Origin of the sequence: Clostridium sp. AF17-21AC, from assembly GCF_003461365.1 — a bacterium.
Taxonomy (GTDB): domain Bacteria; phylum Bacillota; class Clostridia; order Lachnospirales; family Lachnospiraceae; genus Coprococcus; species Coprococcus ammoniilyticus.
In genome coordinates this window covers 206,959-224,580 of sequence record NZ_QTWY01000003.1, presented here as the reverse complement: position 1 = coordinate 224,580, position 17,622 = coordinate 206,959, and the positions used below count along the sequence as shown (strand labels likewise).

At 41.7% G+C, this 17,622-nt stretch carries 19 protein-coding genes; 4 read left to right on the top strand and 15 right to left on the bottom strand.

Translation table 11 applies throughout. The features are described from left to right. Positions 1-33 precede the first annotated feature (33 nt). From DWW85_RS06145 to DWW85_RS06135, 3 genes are all read right to left on the bottom strand, one after another. Positions 34-1,110 carry a HigA family addiction module antitoxin gene (locus tag DWW85_RS06145; RefSeq protein ID WP_117784530.1) on the bottom strand — a complete coding sequence of 359 codons (1,077 nt, stop codon included), beginning with the start codon at positions 1,108-1,110 and terminating at the stop codon, positions 34-36. After that, positions 1,103-1,474: a hypothetical protein gene (locus DWW85_RS06140; protein ID WP_117808010.1), complete on the bottom strand. Its 372-nt coding sequence runs from the start codon at positions 1,472-1,474 to the stop codon at positions 1,103-1,105. The genes DWW85_RS06145 and DWW85_RS06140 overlap by 8 nt, the downstream gene beginning before the upstream one ends. A 182-nt stretch (positions 1,475-1,656) precedes the next feature. Next, positions 1,657-2,382: a hypothetical protein gene (locus DWW85_RS06135; RefSeq protein WP_181986514.1), complete on the bottom strand. Its 726-nt coding sequence runs from the start codon at positions 2,380-2,382 to the stop codon at positions 1,657-1,659. Between the two features lie 333 nt (positions 2,383-2,715). Here DWW85_RS06135 and DWW85_RS06130 point away from each other — a divergent pair, with 333 nt between their 5' ends. Next, the gene (locus DWW85_RS06130; protein WP_117808008.1) at positions 2,716-3,648 is read left to right on the top strand and encodes an ABC transporter ATP-binding protein; all 933 of its coding nucleotides are present in this window, start codon (positions 2,716-2,718) and stop codon (positions 3,646-3,648) included. Next, complete coding sequence (locus tag DWW85_RS06125) at positions 3,641-4,414, top strand: ABC transporter permease subunit (RefSeq protein WP_117808007.1); 774 nt, start codon at positions 3,641-3,643, stop codon at positions 4,412-4,414. Before DWW85_RS06130 ends, DWW85_RS06125 begins: the two co-directional genes overlap by 8 nt. 71 nt (positions 4,415-4,485) lie before the next feature. Here DWW85_RS06125 and DWW85_RS06120 read toward each other — a convergent pair whose 3' ends face one another. The 3 genes from DWW85_RS06120 to DWW85_RS06110 all read right to left on the bottom strand — a co-directional run bounded on the left by DWW85_RS06120 (position 4,486) and on the right by DWW85_RS06110 (position 7,722). After that, complete coding sequence (locus tag DWW85_RS06120) at positions 4,486-5,214, bottom strand: M23 family metallopeptidase (RefSeq protein ID WP_117808006.1); 729 nt, start codon at positions 5,212-5,214, stop codon at positions 4,486-4,488. 215 nt (positions 5,215-5,429) lie between these two features. Further along, positions 5,430-6,491 (bottom strand): SpoIID/LytB domain-containing protein, encoded by a 1,062-nt coding sequence (locus tag DWW85_RS06115; RefSeq protein WP_181986513.1) that lies wholly within the window; start codon positions 6,489-6,491, stop codon positions 5,430-5,432. A gap of 169 nt (positions 6,492-6,660) precedes the next feature. Next, complete coding sequence (locus DWW85_RS06110) at positions 6,661-7,722, bottom strand: glycoside hydrolase family 5 protein (RefSeq protein WP_117808004.1); 1,062 nt, start codon at positions 7,720-7,722, stop codon at positions 6,661-6,663. Between the two features lie 281 nt (positions 7,723-8,003). On the opposite strand from DWW85_RS06110, the gene DWW85_RS06105 reads away from it, so the two are divergent. Further along, entirely contained in the window at positions 8,004-8,219 is a 216-nt protein-coding gene (locus DWW85_RS06105; RefSeq protein WP_008402359.1) for a cold-shock protein, read from the top strand. 455 nt (positions 8,220-8,674) lie between these two features. Here the strand turns inward: DWW85_RS06105 and DWW85_RS06100 are convergent, their stop codons facing one another. From DWW85_RS06100 to DWW85_RS06075, 6 genes are all read right to left on the bottom strand, one after another. Further along, positions 8,675-10,426, bottom strand: coding sequence for a phospho-sugar mutase (locus DWW85_RS06100; protein ID WP_117808003.1), 1,752 nt, complete (start codon positions 10,424-10,426; stop codon positions 8,675-8,677). Between the two features lie 103 nt (positions 10,427-10,529). Continuing rightward, the gene (locus DWW85_RS06095; protein WP_242996065.1) at positions 10,530-11,516 is read right to left on the bottom strand and encodes a hypothetical protein; all 987 of its coding nucleotides are present in this window, start codon (positions 11,514-11,516) and stop codon (positions 10,530-10,532) included. 118 nt (positions 11,517-11,634) lie between these two features. Beyond that, positions 11,635-11,952, bottom strand: a complete 318-nt coding sequence (locus DWW85_RS06090; protein WP_117808001.1) for a type II toxin-antitoxin system RelE/ParE family toxin — start codon at positions 11,950-11,952, stop codon at positions 11,635-11,637. Positions 11,953-11,954: 2 nt separating this feature from the next. Beyond that, positions 11,955-12,233, bottom strand: coding sequence for a type II toxin-antitoxin system Phd/YefM family antitoxin (locus tag DWW85_RS06085; protein ID WP_008399788.1), 279 nt, complete (start codon positions 12,231-12,233; stop codon positions 11,955-11,957). A gap of 164 nt (positions 12,234-12,397) precedes the next feature. Beyond that, on the bottom strand, positions 12,398-13,327 hold the full coding sequence (locus tag DWW85_RS06080; RefSeq protein ID WP_117808000.1) for an acyl-CoA thioester hydrolase/BAAT C-terminal domain-containing protein: 930 nt from the start codon (positions 13,325-13,327) through the stop codon (positions 12,398-12,400). A gap of 86 nt (positions 13,328-13,413) precedes the next feature. Then, positions 13,414-14,034, bottom strand: coding sequence for a TetR/AcrR family transcriptional regulator (locus tag DWW85_RS06075; RefSeq protein WP_117807999.1), 621 nt, complete (start codon positions 14,032-14,034; stop codon positions 13,414-13,416). Between the two features lie 325 nt (positions 14,035-14,359). Here DWW85_RS06075 and DWW85_RS06070 point away from each other — a divergent pair, with 325 nt between their 5' ends. Next, entirely contained in the window at positions 14,360-14,947 is a 588-nt protein-coding gene (locus DWW85_RS06070; protein ID WP_117807998.1) for a GNAT family N-acetyltransferase, read from the top strand. On the opposite strand, the gene DWW85_RS06065 is transcribed toward DWW85_RS06070, so the two are convergent. From DWW85_RS06065 to DWW85_RS06055, 3 genes are read right to left on the bottom strand one after another with little or no spacing between them, the layout of a single operon-like run. Next, a complete protein-coding gene (locus DWW85_RS06065) occupies positions 14,934-15,515 on the bottom strand; it encodes a thiamine phosphate synthase (RefSeq protein WP_117807997.1) in 582 nt (193 codons plus the stop codon). The genes DWW85_RS06070 and DWW85_RS06065 overlap by 14 nt on opposite strands. Further along, positions 15,508-16,767, bottom strand: a complete 1,260-nt coding sequence (gene thiH / locus DWW85_RS06060; protein WP_117807996.1) for a 2-iminoacetate synthase ThiH — start codon at positions 16,765-16,767, stop codon at positions 15,508-15,510. The genes DWW85_RS06065 and thiH overlap by 8 nt, the downstream gene beginning before the upstream one ends. Positions 16,768-16,780: 13 nt before the next feature. Beyond that, positions 16,781-17,545 (bottom strand): thiazole synthase, encoded by a 765-nt coding sequence (locus DWW85_RS06055; protein WP_117784548.1) that lies wholly within the window; start codon positions 17,543-17,545, stop codon positions 16,781-16,783. Positions 17,546-17,622: the final 77 nt, after the last annotated feature.

The window sequence follows — 17,622 nt, the reverse complement described above, 5'->3', positions numbered from 1 at the left end:
TGCATCCTTGCGAGCAAATGGATTTTGCGTTCATTATATCATCTTAACCTTATATTTATGTCTTATTGGTTTCATTGTCCAATCATCAAATCTGACCAAACCGTCATTCTGTAATCTACCTAGTACGATACCGGGATCTCTATTAATTACTTCTGCAAAACCAATAATATCATTTAATCCAAATTTCCTGCTCGCTACAAAATCATTATACTCGTCTCTTGGTATCAAGTTATCCTCTGCAAATAAATCAGCTGCCAGTTCTTGCTCCCCTGATTCCTTTTCAAACGATATCCCATAATCACCATTGATAATATGCCCTATCTCATGAAACAGGGTAAACCAGAAAGAATCAGAATTAAGTCTTCTATCATTAACCATCAGCATAATGTTCTCACCTATCTTTTTAGTAGCACCATTAATCTTGGAACCGGAAATATTCGGCAAAATTACAAATATAACACCCGACTCCTCAAATGCCTTTCGAATCAAAGGATAGAATTCACCATGATTCTTAGTCAAAGTCAAAGCATACTGTACAGCGTCTTCAAATTTTTTCTTATTAAACTTCGGGGCATCAACTGTCAATGCCTTATTAATAGCAATCTGAACCATTGTATTAGCTTTAACTGTACTAGCTTCTTCTAACGCTGTTGTTGAACTTCTAAAGCTTACAGCCATATCACGTTTTGTAAGTACAGTCAAAGTCGCAATATTCAAGAATTCCCGAAGTTCTTTTATCTGTTCATCCTTCTTTCTAGGCAAATCGGGAAGACCAAAGTTTTCTCTAAAATACTTGTAATCAAATAATTCAAATACTTTTCTTTCCCTTACCAATTCTTCTTGCGATTTAAACTCTGCTATCAATGCATCATAAGCATTCTGAAGATTTAACCAATAATTCACACTGGACCCAAGCATTCTGGAAAGTTTCATTGCAATATCAATAGACAAGCTCTGTTCACCACGAATCAAGAGACTTAAATTCTTAGGTGAAGTGTCCAACCTCTTTGCAAAATCTTCCTGAGTTAATCCACTTTCTTCTACAATTTCTTTAATATAATATCCTGGGTGAAATGCAACCGTATCATTATATTCAATGTAATTACTCATAATGTTTGCTCACCTCCACTATTTCAACAATCCTCACATTTGAGGATATCTCATCAATATTGCAAGGAACATATGGTTCCTTATTTTCATCTAACGGTTCTAATATTATACGCCACTGATCTGTCCTTGATTTCACATCAATAGCAAAATACCCTTTATAGTTTTTTCCATCCTTTTTTTTAAGATCATGAAAGTGAAAAGATGGTTGAACTATAATATCTTTAATAGTGTCTGCCTGCTTCAGAGCATTTATCCTGGCCAAAAGACTGGTTGCCAGTATATTATTCCCACCAAAACACATTCTGGCTGCTTTTAAACTGGTACATTGTTCTTCAATTTTGGCATTTGTATAAATTAATTCCAATTCTTTCCTCCCTTTTTCAAATTACCCATTAGGTAATTTAAGTATATGACCTATATATACTATTGTCAATAAAAATCATCAATGTCCCTATAACAAAACCACCCTTTCCTTCACCAGAAGTACTTAGATGGTTTAACTGTCAATATCAATATTTTCATTTTTTTAGAATTAATGTAAAATGCCTACATAATAAACAACATGACTATACTCAACACGGACACCAAACATATGATGATCCCCAGCCATTTGAGAAACAGTTCTGTTTTCCGGTTCACTTTGTTTGATCCCGGATCGTATACCTTGCGCTGCTCTCTGGAATAGTACAACGGATATTCGCTGCCAACCGGATGCTTCTTCCGGCTCAATTCCTGCGCCAATTGATAGTTATGCACACTGCCATCATAAGGATCGGTATACTGGATCGTAAGGATCGCCTTTCCCGGTGTCAGCGTCTTAGCTCCCGGCACTTCTCCGACTACCTTCCCCGGAATCATCATATCCATGTAATCATTTTCTTTTACCTGTTTCTTCTTCATGCCACTTCCTGTAAAAAGGAGAATGATGCCGGATGCAAATGCAACCAGCCGCTGCACAAGCATCCACCCGGTCGTTCCTGTCATATCCGGTATGACATTTCTCTCCATCAGCTCCTGCGCCATGAAAAATGCTCCAAACAAAACAAACCCGGCTCCAAGTCCCATTATGATATAGATATATTTTTCCATCTCATCCATAGCTGACAGCTTCGGATGGTTTTCCTTTAACAACTGATCCACCGTTGATCCCGAAGCAATATTATCCAACAGCCGCTTTAATTCCCTGCGTCGTTTTTTCAACCGGATAAATGTGTATATCCCCATGACCAACATGCCAATTCCCACAAGAATAATGAACATAATTTTTAACATTCGCATCATTTGTAGCTCTCCCCTTGTCGTCCTGTCTGGCAGGACATTTTCTTTATTATAATAAATATGGGCTTTTTTCTCCATTATATCTTCACTATTTTTTCACTAATTTTCACTATTTTTCCTTATTTTTCATTATGCACTTTCATTAGATGATTCTGTATAATTGTTACCTTGTACCTGCACATATATAAACTTACAAACTGCACATTTTTAATATTGAAAAAAATTAAAAATGTTTCAACTTGGAGTCTGCTCCATGAATTGACTTTCCTGCGGCAAAACAGTATGCTGATTATAGGAAAATTCGGTTGAATCAGGAGGTGCTGTTCCATGGCAGAAGTCATTGCAAAAGCAACAGATGTAGAAGTGATATACGGTGATAAGCCTGCACTTGATAAGATAAATATGTCCGTGAAAAAGGGCGACATTTATGCTCTGATCGGTAAAAACGGCGCAGGAAAAACGACACTTCTCCGCCTGTTTACCGGACAGAATGCCCCTGATTATGGCAGCATCGAACTTTTTGGAAAGAAGGGAACACATGGACTAAATGAAGCCCGGAAAAGAACCGGTGCTATCATCGAAACTCCGGCATTTTATCCATTTTTCTCTGCGGAACGCAATCTGGAATATTATCGTATCCAGCGTGGGATCGACGATCCATCCATTGTTGAAACAGTTCTGAAAGAAACGGGACTCTACGAAGCTAAAGATAAGAAATTCAAAAATTTCTCCCTCGGCATGAAGCAGCGTCTGGGAATCGCCCTGTCGCTCATGCACGATCCGGAATTTCTGATCTTAGATGAACCGATCAATGGTCTGGATCCTGCCGGCATCGTCGAGATGCGAAAGCTGATGCTGCGGCTGAACAAAGAGAACGGACTCACAATCATCATTTCCTCCCATATTCTATCCGAGCTTGCAAATATGGCAACCTGCTACGGATTCATCGATCATGGTCAGATCTTACAGGAAATGTCTGCTGAGGAACTAGAAGCAAAAGAAAAAAGCTATGTAAAGGTGCGTACCAGTAATGGTGAAAAAGCTGCTGAATATCTTTCAAAAGAGCTCCAACTCGACGCATCCTACAATGCAGATGATGATACCATTTATATTTATTTTGAAAATAACGCGGTTTACCCGACTGAGAAGATCAGCCGTTTCTTATTTGAAAAGGGATACGATCTGTACTCACTGGAGATTGCGAAAACTACACTGGAAGATTTCTTTATTGAACTGTTAGGAGGGACAACGATTGAATAATTTCCTCAAAAGTGAATGTTACAAAGTAAGCCATCGGGCTTATCCATATACCCTGCTCATTATCGGAGTGGTCATTGCCATTTTGATCAACGTATCTGTCTGGTATGCCATCCATGTCATCCGGATCCCATTTACGATCGAAGGTGCAGATATTATGAATGCCGGTCTGTATATGATGGCAACGATCGTCTGGTACTGCATTATTTTCACCACCGATATCGGTTTCTCCGGTGAATGGAGGAATAATACGATGAAGAATATCGTGTCATTCGGAACCAGCCGAAACACAATTTTCTTTGGCAAATGTATCGTGAATACACTATTGCTGCTTATCGGAATCGTTGTGGTATCTGCAGCCTATCTGCTGACGAATTACATCTGTTTCCGTCATGATGGAAGTCTGACCGCTTCGGCATATCAGAATTATTTTCTGCGTTTTGTGATCATGCTTCCTATGATCATCGCCGGACAGACAATGGCATCCTCCCTGTGCATGTTCTTCTCCACAGACCTTCTGTGGTGTGGTATCTATGCTGTAGTCGTTGCCCTGCTGCCAAATGGCATCATGCTTTTTTATGCCATTTTCCCGGAAGTAGACGCACTCCATATCATCTACAGCAATCTTCCTACCGTCTGCCTGACCGCTGTTGCATGGCAGACACTAACCACCAGCCTGATTGTTCACGCTATGGAGATCGCCGCCGTACTTCTGATCCTGCCAACTGTTATTTCCCTGTTGGTGTTCCAGAGGAAGGAGATAAAATAAAAAACAGACACACACCCTACCCTGTGGATACGACATGCATCTGTTCTTATACTTTATATGGATTGTTCTGATTATTCCCCTTCGATCAATGATACAGGATCGACCGGTTTGCCATCTTTGGTAATTGCGAAATACAGATTTGTTCCTTCTTTTGAATAATAACGGCTTGGTTCTGCCACAGTGCCAATGGTGCAGCCGGCATCTATCACCTGACCAACAGAAACATTGATATCCTTAAGCTGTCCATACATGACTTCATAGCCATTTCCAAGGGATGCCTTTACCACATTTCCAAATTCCGGTGTGCTTGTGATCTCTGTGATCTTGCATTTGTAAGCGGCTGAAACTTTGTCATTTTCTGCTGCTTCCAATACGATTCCGGCATTGCATTTGTACTGGTTTAATGTCTCGTAGAATACTGTGGTGTCCATGCTGAATGGAATGATCACATTTCCGTTTAGTGGCCACATAAGAGCTGTACTGCCGTCATAGTTCAGTTCGATCTGTTCTTCCACCTTGGCAGCATTTGCTCCGGTTTCTACTTCTGAGCTTTTCTCTGTTGTTGCTTCTGTCTTGTCCTCTGCTTTGGCGGTACCGCCAAGTGTTTCCTTTACTGCTTCTGTTGTTCCGAGATTGCTTCTGTCTGCGGTTTCTTCTACTGCCTCCGAGCTGACAGCATTTTCATCATCTGACTGAGTTTTCACATTATATAGAGCTACAAGTCCTACAAGTGCCACCATTCCGGCGATCAGGGCAATGTAGAAAATATTTCTCTTAATAACATTCAAAAATTTCTTCATGTTTATCACCTCATGGATATTGTTGCCTGAACTTCCGGATTATATACACAGGCAAATATTTTCCATAAGCTTTTTATTTATCTTATGCATTTTGTCGTATCCTGCCACCAACGAAATGAAATGATTTGCAAAGCAACCACTTTTGCAATTCCATCTGTATGCTTTCAAATATCCTTAATATATTGGTAATTATCCTTATATGTTTTCGCGGATATTTAATATGCCGCTCCATCCGCGATCGAAGTTTCCGGGTAATAGTATGCAATGATCTCACGATATGTACTGCCCTGATCGGCTTTCCATCCGGCTCCGTACAACGACATTCCAAGGGATGAGCCTTTACCGATCGAGATGATCCGATATCCCTCCTCGACCTGATCGATATGAAAATTTGTCGTTCCAAGTGACAGGGTCTGTGCAAATGTCTCTCCGGTCACGACCGTCCCGAACACATTTACCTTTCGGACAAATCCTGATTTCGTCGCTTCAAGCACAGTCAGTGCATCCGCATCCACTGCCTGTTCCTCGTTCTGTGCTGAACCAGCCGTCTCTGATTTGTTTTTTTCAACATCCACGTCGGTCTGACCCAGATTTTTCGATCCGTCGAACGCTTTCCCCTCTCCATTCATGCCAAATTCTTTCTTTATACGAAGCGCACTGTAGATCTTTGTCGATGAGAATTCCGGTGACTGGATATCCTGACTGCTGTCAACGGATACCAGATATGGAATCGCAGTACCATATAATTCCTCTGCACTAACAGTTACCCCTATGCTGACTGCATGACTGACCGGAATAATAAGTCTGCCATCATAAACGATAACCTGTCCCATCGTATCTTTCACAGCCTGATATACCATTTCCATATTCTGCTTATATTCTTTCCCCCATTTTTGCTTTAATTCATCTTTCTCTATCCGTATCTCTTTCAGATCTCCCTCATTGATAATCTTGCCCCCGCCATTTGCAGTATCCGCCTGATCGTTCATTTCATAATAGATCGCAGTCCGGGTCAGAACTGCCATCGTCTTTGCCATCTCCACATTCCATGACGGGTCATACAATCCGGCAAGGACATACAAAATATATTCTTCACAGTCGATCAGCCTATAATTGCCATTTTGCAAGATACACACATCCCGGCTGCTACTAAGTGCCGCGATCCGGGCATCCGACACATCCCGATAACGCACAAAAAGCCTGGTTCCCACATATGGAATTGCAAATGCTAACAAAACCATGGTGAACCAGGCTAGAATCCTGTTATTTTTCTTCATACCATCACATCCTGTCCTGTCATCATTCCGGAAAAATCCGATTCGCTTCATGCGATTTCCCTGTATTATTTATTCTATGATACACAGGTGCAAAATATGATTGATTCATTATACAAACAGACCATCTGGCTGTCTGCCGATATTACTGTTTATCTCATATACATGATCACTATGCTTTCTTGCCAAGAGCTTTCTTTCTCGCAAGATATTTCTTCTTGATATACTTTCCTGCTGTGGATAAGTCACCTGACTTCCAGCCGGAGGTTTTCTTTGTTGATGGTTTAAGCAAAGATGCCGACTCGTTCTTATTACTGAGGCTCCAACAGAAATAACTGATGTTATATTTGTTAAGCAGCTTCATCCATTTGTCTGCGGATGCCTTGTTAATGGCTCCGTCGCCACTGGCCGGTGATAAACCAAACTCAGATACAATGATCGGAAGCTTCTTCTTTCTTGCATAAGCAACCTTTGCCGGAAGATATTCATTGTGCGCCCACTCACTTGCGTAGAAATGCAGGGAGTACATGATATTCTTATATCCCTTGATTGGGCTGTCTGCAACTTCATTTGACGTTCCATCCGTTCCAAGCTGTGACCAGGTTGGTGTTCCCACGATAATAACTGCTTTCTTGTCGTATTTGCGGATCGTTTTGATAATGTCTGTCGCATAGGATTTGATCTCTTTCCAGCCACAGCCATTTGGCTCATTGCAGATCTCATAAATAACATTTTTATTGTTCTTATATTTCTTTGCCATCGTGGTAAAGAATTTCTTCGCCTGCGCCTTATTCTTATTCGGATTCCCGTCACTTAAGATATGCCAGTCGATGATCGCATACATACCAAGATCGGTCGCATATCCGACTCCCTTATCCACCAGTTTCCGAAGCTTTGCCTGACTGCCGCCACTGCAATAGCCATTGTATTCTTCGGTATACATTGCCAACCGGATCGCATTCACGCCCCAGTCATCACGAAGCGTCTTGAATGCTTTCTTATTCACATATGGCGATCCGACATCCCAGTTGATTCCATGTGTGCTGATACCACGGAGCTGGAATTTATTTCCCTTACTGTCGACCAGGTCTGCTCCCTTTACAGACAGTCTTCCATGCTTTGCAACCGGTGTTGTAGCTGCCGCTTCCGCCGTTCCATTTCCACCAAATACACAGATTGTAAACAGCATAACAACTGCCATGATCCATGCAATCAGACGTTTTCCCTTTCTCATACGCTCTCCTCCTGTTTTTGCATTTTTCCTGTATTTATAGTACCCTACTTTTCTTTTTCTGCCAAGAACCCATGGATCATTTTTTACCAGATTTTATCATTATTTTTACCTTGTTTTTCTTGACAAATAGGTGCACCCATACTATTATGAGAGCGTATTCAAGATTAACTATGTAATCGCTTTTAAGCGGACGTATGGATTAAGGTTTTAATCGTATTTCTCTCATAAATGATGCACGTTTTCATTGGGTACAAGCAAGAAATATATAAGGAGGTACCCACATGAACAACGGTACAGTAAAATGGTTTAACGCAGAAAAAGGTTATGGATTTATCTCAAACAATGATGGAAGCGGAGATGTATTCGTTCATTTCTCAGCTATCCAGGGTGAAGGATATAAGACACTTGTTGAAGGTCAGCAGGTTACATTCGACACAGAGGAAGATCCTAAGGGTGGTTCAAGAACAAGAGCTACTAACGTTGTAATCGTTAAATAATTTCCTACTTTGAATAAAAGAGACTGAGGCTCTATATAATTTATAAAGCAGACCTGTTCGAACGAAAGTGTTCTGCGGAATAAATTGATATAGAGCCTCAGTCTTTTATTATTTCTCTAAGATATCGATATCTAACATTTACAGATCAAGGCTATTTTCATTTTGATATTTTAGGGACATTGTGCCCTTCTTTTTTAACAGAAAACACAGGAATTGCCCCTGTACAGACCATAAGCCCCATTATAATATGACATCAGTGAAGGTTCCGTCGTGAAATGCATATTGCCAGTAAATACGAGTGCTTGTCTGAGCCAACGTTTAGTTGGCGAGTTAGCGCAGGAGTATTTACGAATCAGGCATATGCATTGAACAGAAACCGCAGCGAGTCATTTATAATGGGGCTTATGGTCTGTGCAGGGGCAATCCCTGTGTTTTATATTTAAATTAAGCTTTTATTATTTCTCTAAGATATCATAGATCAGATCCATGATCTTGTCGCCTGCTTCTGCGGACATCTTCTGAGCCTCATCATATGAGCTGCCCTTGATTCCATAGTAGAACTTGATCTTTGGCTCTGTACCGGATGGTCTTACTGCAAGCCATGCATCATTCTCTAATTCATAGTAGAGAACATTTGAGTTCGGCATACCGGTCTTAACAGTTTCGCCTGTCTCAAGGTTCTTGATTGTCTCCAGACGGTAGTCACGAACAACCTTTGTCTTATATCCGGCGATCTCTGCCGGTGTATTGTCACGAAGTACATTCATGATGTGTCCGATCTTCTTGGAACCTTCTACACCCTTCAGAGTTACAGTCTTGATATCATCTACATAGTAGCCGTATTTCTCATACATATCCATCATAACATCCCATAAAGTCTTACCCTGTCCTTTATAGAATGCCGCAGCTTCGCAAAGTGCCATTGTTGCTACGATGGCATCCTTATCTCTTGCATGTGTTCCGATCAGACAGCCGTAGCTCTCTTCGAAACCAAAGAGGTAAGTTCCCTTTCCTTCCTGCTCGAAGCGTAAGATCTCACGTCCAATGTTCTTGAAACCTGTGAAGCACTCGATCAGGTCTGTATCGTAATATTTTGCGATCGCATCAACCATATTTGTTGTAACGATCGTCTTAATGATCGCACCGTCCTCCGGCAGCTTGCCATCGCGTGCTTTCATCTGACTTACTTCATATTCACACAGAAGGCTTCCTGACATGTTACCGGTAAATACCTTATATTCGCCTGTCTTGGAATCCTTTGCATATACACCAAGTCTGTCTGCATCCGGATCAGTTGCAAGAACGAGGTCTGCATCTACTTTCTTTGCAAGATCAAGAGCAAGGGCGAATGCTTCCTTTGCTTCCGGATTTGGGTAAGCAACTGTTGGGAAATTACCATCCGGAAGTTCCTGTTCCGGAACAACATATACATTTTCAAATCCAAGATCAGAAAGAATTCTTCTTGCAGGAATATTTCCGGTACCATGAAGTGGTGTATATACGATCTTCAGATCCTTACCATATTTATCAATAGCATCCTGATGAAGAACCAGCTTCTTCAGTTCGCCCATATATGCATCATCAACTTCTGCACCGATCGTTACCAGAAGTCCTGCTTTGATCGCATCGATCATTTCCATTGTCTTGGTATCTGCAAAATCTGTAATGGCCTTAACCTCTGCCATGATTCCCGTATCATGTGGAGGTGTGATCTGCGCACCGTCTTCCCAGTATACTTTATAACCATTGTACTCCGGTGGATTGTGGCTGGCTGTTACATTAATACCTGCTACACAGTCCAGATAGCGAACTGCAAATGACAGCTCCGGCGTCGGACGTAAAGACTCGAATCTGTATGCCTTGATTCCATTTGCTGCAAGACATAATGCTGCTTCCATGGAAAACTCCGGTGACATTCTTCTGGAATCATATGCAATAGCAACACCCTTATCCTGTTTGCCCTGCTTGATGATATAATTTGCAAGACCCTGTGTTGCTTTACGGACAACGTACTTGTTCATTCTGTTTGTTCCGGCACCGATAATACCACGAAGTCCGGCAGTACCAAATACCAGATCACAGTAGAATCTTTCTTCTATCTCTTTTGGATCATCCTTGATTGAAAGAAGTTCATCCTTAGTCTCCTGACCAAATAATGGATTGTTGACCCACTGCTCATATACTTCCATATAATTGCGTTCGCTCATTTTAATATTTCCTCCTGTGCGTTCCTTTAAAACATTACACTTAATATATTTCCTAAATCCCAAAGTTAGATTTTCTCACACATGACATTATACATTCAAATTCCTAACTTGTGAACCCATAATGATTGCAAAAATCACTCAAAAATTTTTGTTTTTCTTGTTCATCTGTTATAAGTTTACTGAGTTTTTCAAGATTTGCAGGGGAAATCCAGCATTTTCTGGAGTTCATATAGCGATTGCTGACCTTCCAGAACTTCTCCGGATAACTATATAATATGTAGATATATCGATAATCTTCTATGGTAAGCGGCAGGATACGATCGTATTCTTCTATGATCTTCACCGCCATATTGAAGTTATAATTATTCTTTTCCATGACCTTCCGTATAAACTGATATAAGTCGATCAACTGATATCCGACATGAAACCGGTCAAAATTCACAGTCGCCAGATACCCACCGCAAAACAACACACTGTGGTAATTATATGCTCCATGGCAATATCCGATATGCCCGGCAATATTTGTCCGGTCGCAGGCATCCATCATCGCCTGACAGTCGATTGCCTGTCTGTAAAATGCGTCATATGCTTCTATATATAAGAGTTCAAAATCATTCTTCGTCGGACGCTTTGAGATAAAGCTCCGGATTTTTTTCATTTCCTGCGTTTTTCGTCTGAAGTTGCCCGGCTCACGGTACGCATACGTTCTCCCCTCTTTTGCATACAGCTCACGCCCCCGGATATGAAATACCGCAAGATTTGCAGCCGCCTGATTCAGATCGCAGATACTTCCGGAATTACATTCCCGTCCCTCAAAATATTCCCGCATCACATATGGATTCCCGTAGCGGTCGCAGGTGATCAGCTCTCCTTCCCGGTTCGGCACGCAGCAGTCAATATGGTGAAATCCTGTCTCATACAGATTTTCCTTAAATTCCCGTTCCTGCTCCAGCCGCTCCTCGCTGCCGTCAAATGGAGATATCTGCCTGATTCCCCGATCCGTTTTCAGGATCATAGATCCCCGGCCTCTGACGGCACCCAGTATTTCCATGTCATATGCTTCGTAGACTTCACTCATTTTCTCAGACAAAAAATCCCCTCCTTGAATTGTCTTCATACTTTGTATGAATCGGAAATCCCGATAAGTAATTGTATGAGGGAACCTTCAAATTCATTCTTAATTTCTGTCCAGAAAATTTGTGCACTTTCTATAATCCACGTATTATATTCAAATAGTCTTGTCTGCCATCCACTACCGCATATACAATAACCGTTTTCTTCTCTTCATTAATTTTATAAAAAACCAGATTCTTTTTTAGTATAAGGATTTTATATCCTTGTCGTTTAAGAACAAGGTATCTTGGATCTGTTCCAATATATGGATCATTTCCAAGTTCAAGAATTTTTTTCTCTATATAATCAAGTTGTTCCAAAGCTACTTCATTGCCAAAATTCTGAGCTATATATAAAATTATTTTTCTGATCCCTGCATCCGCAGTATCAGTTCGTATTACCTCATATTCCATACTTAGCCCTCCTGAAGCATTCTACGCAAATCATCAAATGTTTCAGTTATCGGTGCAACACGATTATTTTTTATATCATCCTCTGCCTCAGCTAATATTTCAAGTAACTCTATACGAGCTTTCATATTTTTATATTCTTCATATGAGAGGGCTACCGTATCACCTCTGCCATTTACTGTAATAATTACCGCTTCTTTATTTTCCTTACATTGTTTTGAAATATCATTATAATGGTTTCTTAAATCAGCCGATGGTCTGATTGATTCCTTTAATGTTAACATAAAAACCACCTCCGTTTATATTATATGCAAATTATATCATAATATGTCTATTTGTCCAATGCGTTTTACTGCCTGCAGGATTTCTTCGTTTTCCGAAATCGAACAAACCCATACGAATATACAGCAATGATAAATCCGTAGATCAATAAGAGCAAATACGGATATTAATCCGCTGTCCACTCCTTTAACGCTGCGGACAGTCTGTGGTCAATATCTTTTCTGGTTGCCTCACATTCCTTTGGATAATCTTTTGCAGCCTTAAAGACAAATTTCAATACAAATTTGAGTCCAACCGGAAGTGCGATCCGAAGCAAAGTTTCCGGCAATACAAAGTGAGTACCATGTTCATAAACAAGAGCATCGTATTCACATGTATGTGGATGTCCCTTCAAACGCTGATCCATACGGCGGACATATTTGCCAGCCTCCCAGAAGCTGTCATCATCCGCACCGATCAGGAATAAGCGACCTTTTATATTCTCAACCTTTACCATTTCTTCCTCTGTATGCGGTCTTGCCTTTTCCGAATCTATAAACAAGCAGGTCGACCGTGTGATATCACCGGAGCCTTTTGTTTCTTCCTCAATCTTCTGCCAATACACCGGATGTTCATAGACAAATGGCATATAAGGCAGCGGCTTTCCCTGCCATGAAAGTGTGGATGCATTCGGTATCGGCCATTCCTTACAGCCATCCTTTTCTCCCTGTTCAAATCCCTGCCATACAAAATCACTGGCAGTAAGCCCAATCGTCATCGTAATATCCGGGAAATAAGATGCTGCAACGATCGCATCCATTCCGGCCGTGCTCATCCCCATAATACCGATTTTCCGGTTTCCATGATCCTGTAACCACTTTATTGCGGTCTGAATTCTTTCCAGCGGATTGTTGACATGACTGTAATTTTTTCTGCCCGGAGATACACACATAACATTTACACCCTGTCTGTGAAGCCATTTTGCTCCACATTTCGCCATATAATCATTCGGATCATCCCCAAATAATCCGATCACGGCACAATCCGCCCCTTTGGGATTTTCGTAATACGTTCCATAAAATCCATCTTCTTCGTTTTCAAAAAATTGTTTTTTCATGTTGTTCTCCTGTCTCTAACACAAGTTAGCATATTCTAACACCCATGGACAGTATACTCTAAATGACTGCCAGATTCCACACTTTCTTACATTTTCTTATCATATTCATCTGCAATACAATATCGGCAGATCAGATCCGTAAGCGCATCGATGACTTTTTCTTTATCATAGTCATTTTCATAGAAAGTCACCTCATGCACAACGGACTCCAATGCACATTGAAGAATCAGGGATGTGGTCTTAAGATCAGAGATTCTGAGCATTTTTTTATTTGTCTCAAGCAGCGAGAAAAATGTCTGAAATGCACCCGCGCGCGCCCTTGCTTCCAGTTCGTGCAAGTCATCATACTGCAGGGACAAAGCGGATATCTCCTTCTGGAATGCTGTCATGTATTCATGATTATGTAGGATCAGAGCAACGTATCTTCTGACAAATTCCCGTGGAGAGGTGAACCCGGACACATCAATGACCATAATCTCCTGCAAAGACTCATTATAAAGATCTGTGATCAATTCCTCATATAACGACTTTTTATCAACAAAATAGCTGTAAAATGTACCGATCGACACATTTGCTTTCTTTGCGATTTCATTGCTGCTGGTGTTATGAAACCCTTTTGTCGAGAACAGCTCGACCGCCGCTTTCTTCAGTGCTTCTTTTTTCTCAATACTTCTTTTCTGTTTTGGGATACGAATTTCTTCCGGCATGTGTTACTCCTTTATGTAAAAAACAATTCCGTTCATATAGTTTTACTGTTTCCAGTATAAGCATATAAAAAAATAAAGTCAATAAAACATGAGTATATACTCACATTTCTATTGACAGCAAAATCCCGGCGTGATATTCTACAGCCATACATAATATGAGTTATAACTCACATTTTATTAATATAATATTATGTGTTTGCAGAGATATTATTTTTTAGAATACATTAAACGAACGATATGTGAAGTAAAAAACAGCAAACTTTCAGATTATGGAAAATCATGCTGACTTTTCAAACATATTGAAAGGAAATTTTGGAGGTAAAACATGATAAAGATTGAGAACTGGTCAACAGAAGATATAGAAAAATACAGCAGACTGATCGGGGAAGCATTTGCCGCATCTCCCGGAATCGCAGAAACGATTCCACATGATGACCTCGTCAAATCTTTCGAGATCATTACTGAATTCTATTACCGGATGGGTACGTTATATACAACCTCCGAAAAATATGAAGGCTTCCTCGCATACTGGGATAAGAATACCAGACAGCCCCTCGGACCTGCTCTGCATATGATCCGGAGAATGCTGCGCGAGATACCATTTAAATCATTATTAAATATCGCAACCGGATCAAACGAGCAATATAAGAAATTATACCGCAAAGAAAAAGATTATATCGCCGTCTCGATGGTAGTCGTCTTACAGGCTTATCAGGGACAGGGCTTCATGAAGAAGGTTCTGGAGCTGCCATTTGCAGAAGCCGCCAAACGTGGCTGCCCCTGCATTCTTGACACCGACAACATCCAAAAGGTTGTCAAATACGAACATTGCGGCATGACGAAAACTGCCGAGAAGAAGATGGCACATGATATTACTCTATATACCATGGCATATCTTCCTACATCCGCATAAATCCTGACATCATACAACCGCCTGCCGCACCGGCTTCCATCACCTGTAGCAGGCGTTCTTCATTGATTCCACCGATCGCATATACCGGGACCGGACAATTCGCACAGATCTCACGAACAAATTCCAGCCCTCTGCCCTTCAACCCTTTCTTACATTCTGTCTCAAATATCGTTCCAAGCACAATCTGTGTCGCTCCGCTCTTAACTGCAAGCTCGACATCCTCCATGCTGTGACAGGACACACTGATCTCTTTAAAATTCGTTGTCAGCACATCACGCTGAACATCCGGCAAATCCTGCAACACAGGAATTGACAAATGAATATTCTCACAGCCAAGTCTTTCTGCAATCTCCATTCTGGAATGCAGAAAGACAGGTATGCCTGCCGCTTTGTATATTTCTAAAACCTTCGCTGCAAGCTTCTCATATTCTGCATCCGGCAGGTCTTTTTCCCGCAGGATCAATGCATGCGGATGCACCTGCGAAACCTTTTGAAGCTGCTCCAGAAAATCTCCGTTTACCAGCGCACGATTGGTGATCACAATCGCATGCTCATAACATTTACACATAAATATAATCGTTTAAGACCGGCTGTAAGCCGCCCTTCTCCATATCCTGATACATGGACGTAAAGGAACGATCATCGTTGATCTCGAACTGCTCATCTCCTACATCCGCATCTTCCTTACCTTCGTATTTCTCCTCATGATCACCGATTCCGGTCGATACTCCGGCAGAAACCTTTGTTGCACAGATCTTCGTAATTCCGTTTCGGAATGTTGCGCTCTCACGGCTCGATACCGTGATTCCGGCAAATGGCAGGAACATCCGATATGCACAGAGCACCTGACAGAGCTCCTTCTCACCTACATCCCTTGGATTGATCTTCTCATTATTCACGATCGGACGCAGACGCGGACAGCTCAATGATAATTCTGCATGTGGGTATTTGCGGTTGATATAATAGACATGAAGTGCCGTTGCCAGTGCATCCTTTCTGAAATCATCCAATCCCAGAAGTGCCGAGAATCCGGCTCCACGCATACCGCCCATCAATGCACGCTCCTGCGCATCAAAACGATATGGCCAGACGCGCTTATGTCCCATCAGATGCAAGGTCTCGTATTTGTCCGTGTTGTATGTCTCCTGAAAAACAGTCACATAATCAACACCACATTCATGCAGATATTTGTATTCATCCACATTTACCGGGTAGATCTCGATTCCGATATTCTTAAAATATTTTCTTGCGATCTTCACCGCTTCCCCGATATATGTAACATCCGAATATACCCGGCTCTCGCCTGTCAGGATCAGAATTTCTTCCATGCCGGTATGCGCAATAACCTGCATCTCATGCTCGATCTCCTCCATCGTCAGCTTCTTCCGACGAATGTTGTTATAACAGTTGAAGCCACAGTAAATGCAGTAGTTCTGGCAATAGTTTGCAATATAAAGCGGTGTGAAGATATAGACCGTATTTCCAAAATGATTCTTCGTGATCTCCTCTGCTTTCCTTGCCATCTGTTCCAGATATGGTGCTGCTGCCGGTGACAGCAATGCCTTAAAGTCCTCGATCGTACAGCTCTCATGTGACAGCGCACGTTCTACATCTGCCGCAGTATAGGAATCATAGTCATATGCATCCATAGCCGTAAGTACTTTGTCCTTGATATCCGAATCGATCACCTGCATGCCTTCCATATATTCCATATGATTTGTCCGGAACGATGCATCCTGTTCCAGACGATGCTTGCGCGTTAGCGCTTCCTGTGGAAGCTTGTCACTGTCAACAAAATATACCTGATTTTCTTCGTTCATTTCCGACTGCCTCCTAACGCAAGAAACCTGTCAAAGGATCGGAAGCACTTCCACCTCTTGCAAGGACACGACCCATTCCGGTCAGGTATGCTTTTCTTCCTGCTTCGATCGCAAGTTTAAATGCTGCTGCCATCTCCGGTACATCACCTGCTGTTGCGATGGCTGTATTTGCCATGATCGCAGCCGCACCCATTTCCATTGCTTCACATGCCTGAGATGGTTTTCCGATGCCGGCATCCACGATGATCGGCAGGTCGATCTCATCGATCAATACCTGGATCATAGTCTTTGTCGCAAGCCCCTTATTACTTCCAATCGGAGCTGCAAGCGGCATAACAGCAGCCGCACCTGCATTCTGAAGATCCCTTGCTACATTTAAATCCGGATTCATATACGGCAGTACCACGAAGCCTTCCTTTGCAAGGATCTCGGTTGCTTTCACAGTCTCATAATTATCCGGAAAAAGGTATTTTGCATCACGCATGATCTCTACCTTTACAAAATTGCCGCAGCCCATTGCCCGGCTAAGTCTTGCGATGCGGACAGCCTCTTCGGCATTTCTTGCACCGGAAGTATTCGGAAGCAGGGTAACTCCTTCCGGAATATAGTCCAGAATATTCTCACTTTCCTGTGTATTTGCACGTCGTAATGCAAGGGTGATGATCTCTGCCCCTCCCTGTTCGACTGCTGCCTTGATCAGATTCAGGTTGTATTTGCCTGATCCTAAAATGAAACGGCTCTTGAATTCCTTGCCGCCTAAGATGAATTTATCTTCCATGTTGTCTCCTTTTCTCTGCAGAGAAATAAATGTTAGAGTTATATATATTATAATACTCGTATACCTTGACATTACCA

Coding starts and splice junctions, on each gene's coding strand:
- DWW85_RS06100 (WP_117808003.1), bottom strand. CDS start 10,426: ATGAGCGAACGCAATTATATGGAAGTATATGAGCAGTGGGTCAACAAT.
- DWW85_RS06080 (WP_117808000.1), bottom strand. CDS start 13,327: ATGAAAAAACAATTTTTTGAAAACGAAGAAGATGGATTTTATGGAACG.
- DWW85_RS06105 (WP_008402359.1), top strand. CDS start 8,004: ATGAACAACGGTACAGTAAAATGGTTTAACGCAGAAAAAGGTTATGGA.
- DWW85_RS06075 (WP_117807999.1), bottom strand. CDS start 14,034: ATGCCGGAAGAAATTCGTATCCCAAAACAGAAAAGAAGTATTGAGAAA.
- DWW85_RS06130 (WP_117808008.1), top strand. CDS start 2,716: ATGGCAGAAGTCATTGCAAAAGCAACAGATGTAGAAGTGATATACGGT.
- DWW85_RS06120 (WP_117808006.1), bottom strand. CDS start 5,214: ATGAAGAAATTTTTGAATGTTATTAAGAGAAATATTTTCTACATTGCC.
- DWW85_RS06070 (WP_117807998.1), top strand. CDS start 14,360: ATGATAAAGATTGAGAACTGGTCAACAGAAGATATAGAAAAATACAGC.
- thiH (WP_117807996.1), bottom strand. CDS start 16,767: ATGAACGAAGAAAATCAGGTATATTTTGTTGACAGTGACAAGCTTCCA.
- DWW85_RS06110 (WP_117808004.1), bottom strand. CDS start 7,722: ATGAGAAAGGGAAAACGTCTGATTGCATGGATCATGGCAGTTGTTATG.
- DWW85_RS06065 (WP_117807997.1), bottom strand. CDS start 15,515: ATGTGTAAATGTTATGAGCATGCGATTGTGATCACCAATCGTGCGCTG.
- DWW85_RS06085 (WP_008399788.1), bottom strand. CDS start 12,233: ATGTTAACATTAAAGGAATCAATCAGACCATCGGCTGATTTAAGAAAC.
- DWW85_RS06090 (WP_117808001.1), bottom strand. CDS start 11,952: ATGGAATATGAGGTAATACGAACTGATACTGCGGATGCAGGGATCAGA.
- DWW85_RS06145 (WP_117784530.1), bottom strand. CDS start 1,110: ATGAGTAATTACATTGAATATAATGATACGGTTGCATTTCACCCAGGA.
- DWW85_RS06135 (WP_181986514.1), bottom strand. CDS start 2,382: ATGTTAAAAATTATGTTCATTATTCTTGTGGGAATTGGCATGTTGGTC.
- DWW85_RS06115 (WP_181986513.1), bottom strand. CDS start 6,491: ATGAAGAAAAATAACAGGATTCTAGCCTGGTTCACCATGGTTTTGTTA.
- DWW85_RS06055 (WP_117784548.1), bottom strand. CDS start 17,545: ATGGAAGATAAATTCATCTTAGGCGGCAAGGAATTCAAGAGCCGTTTC.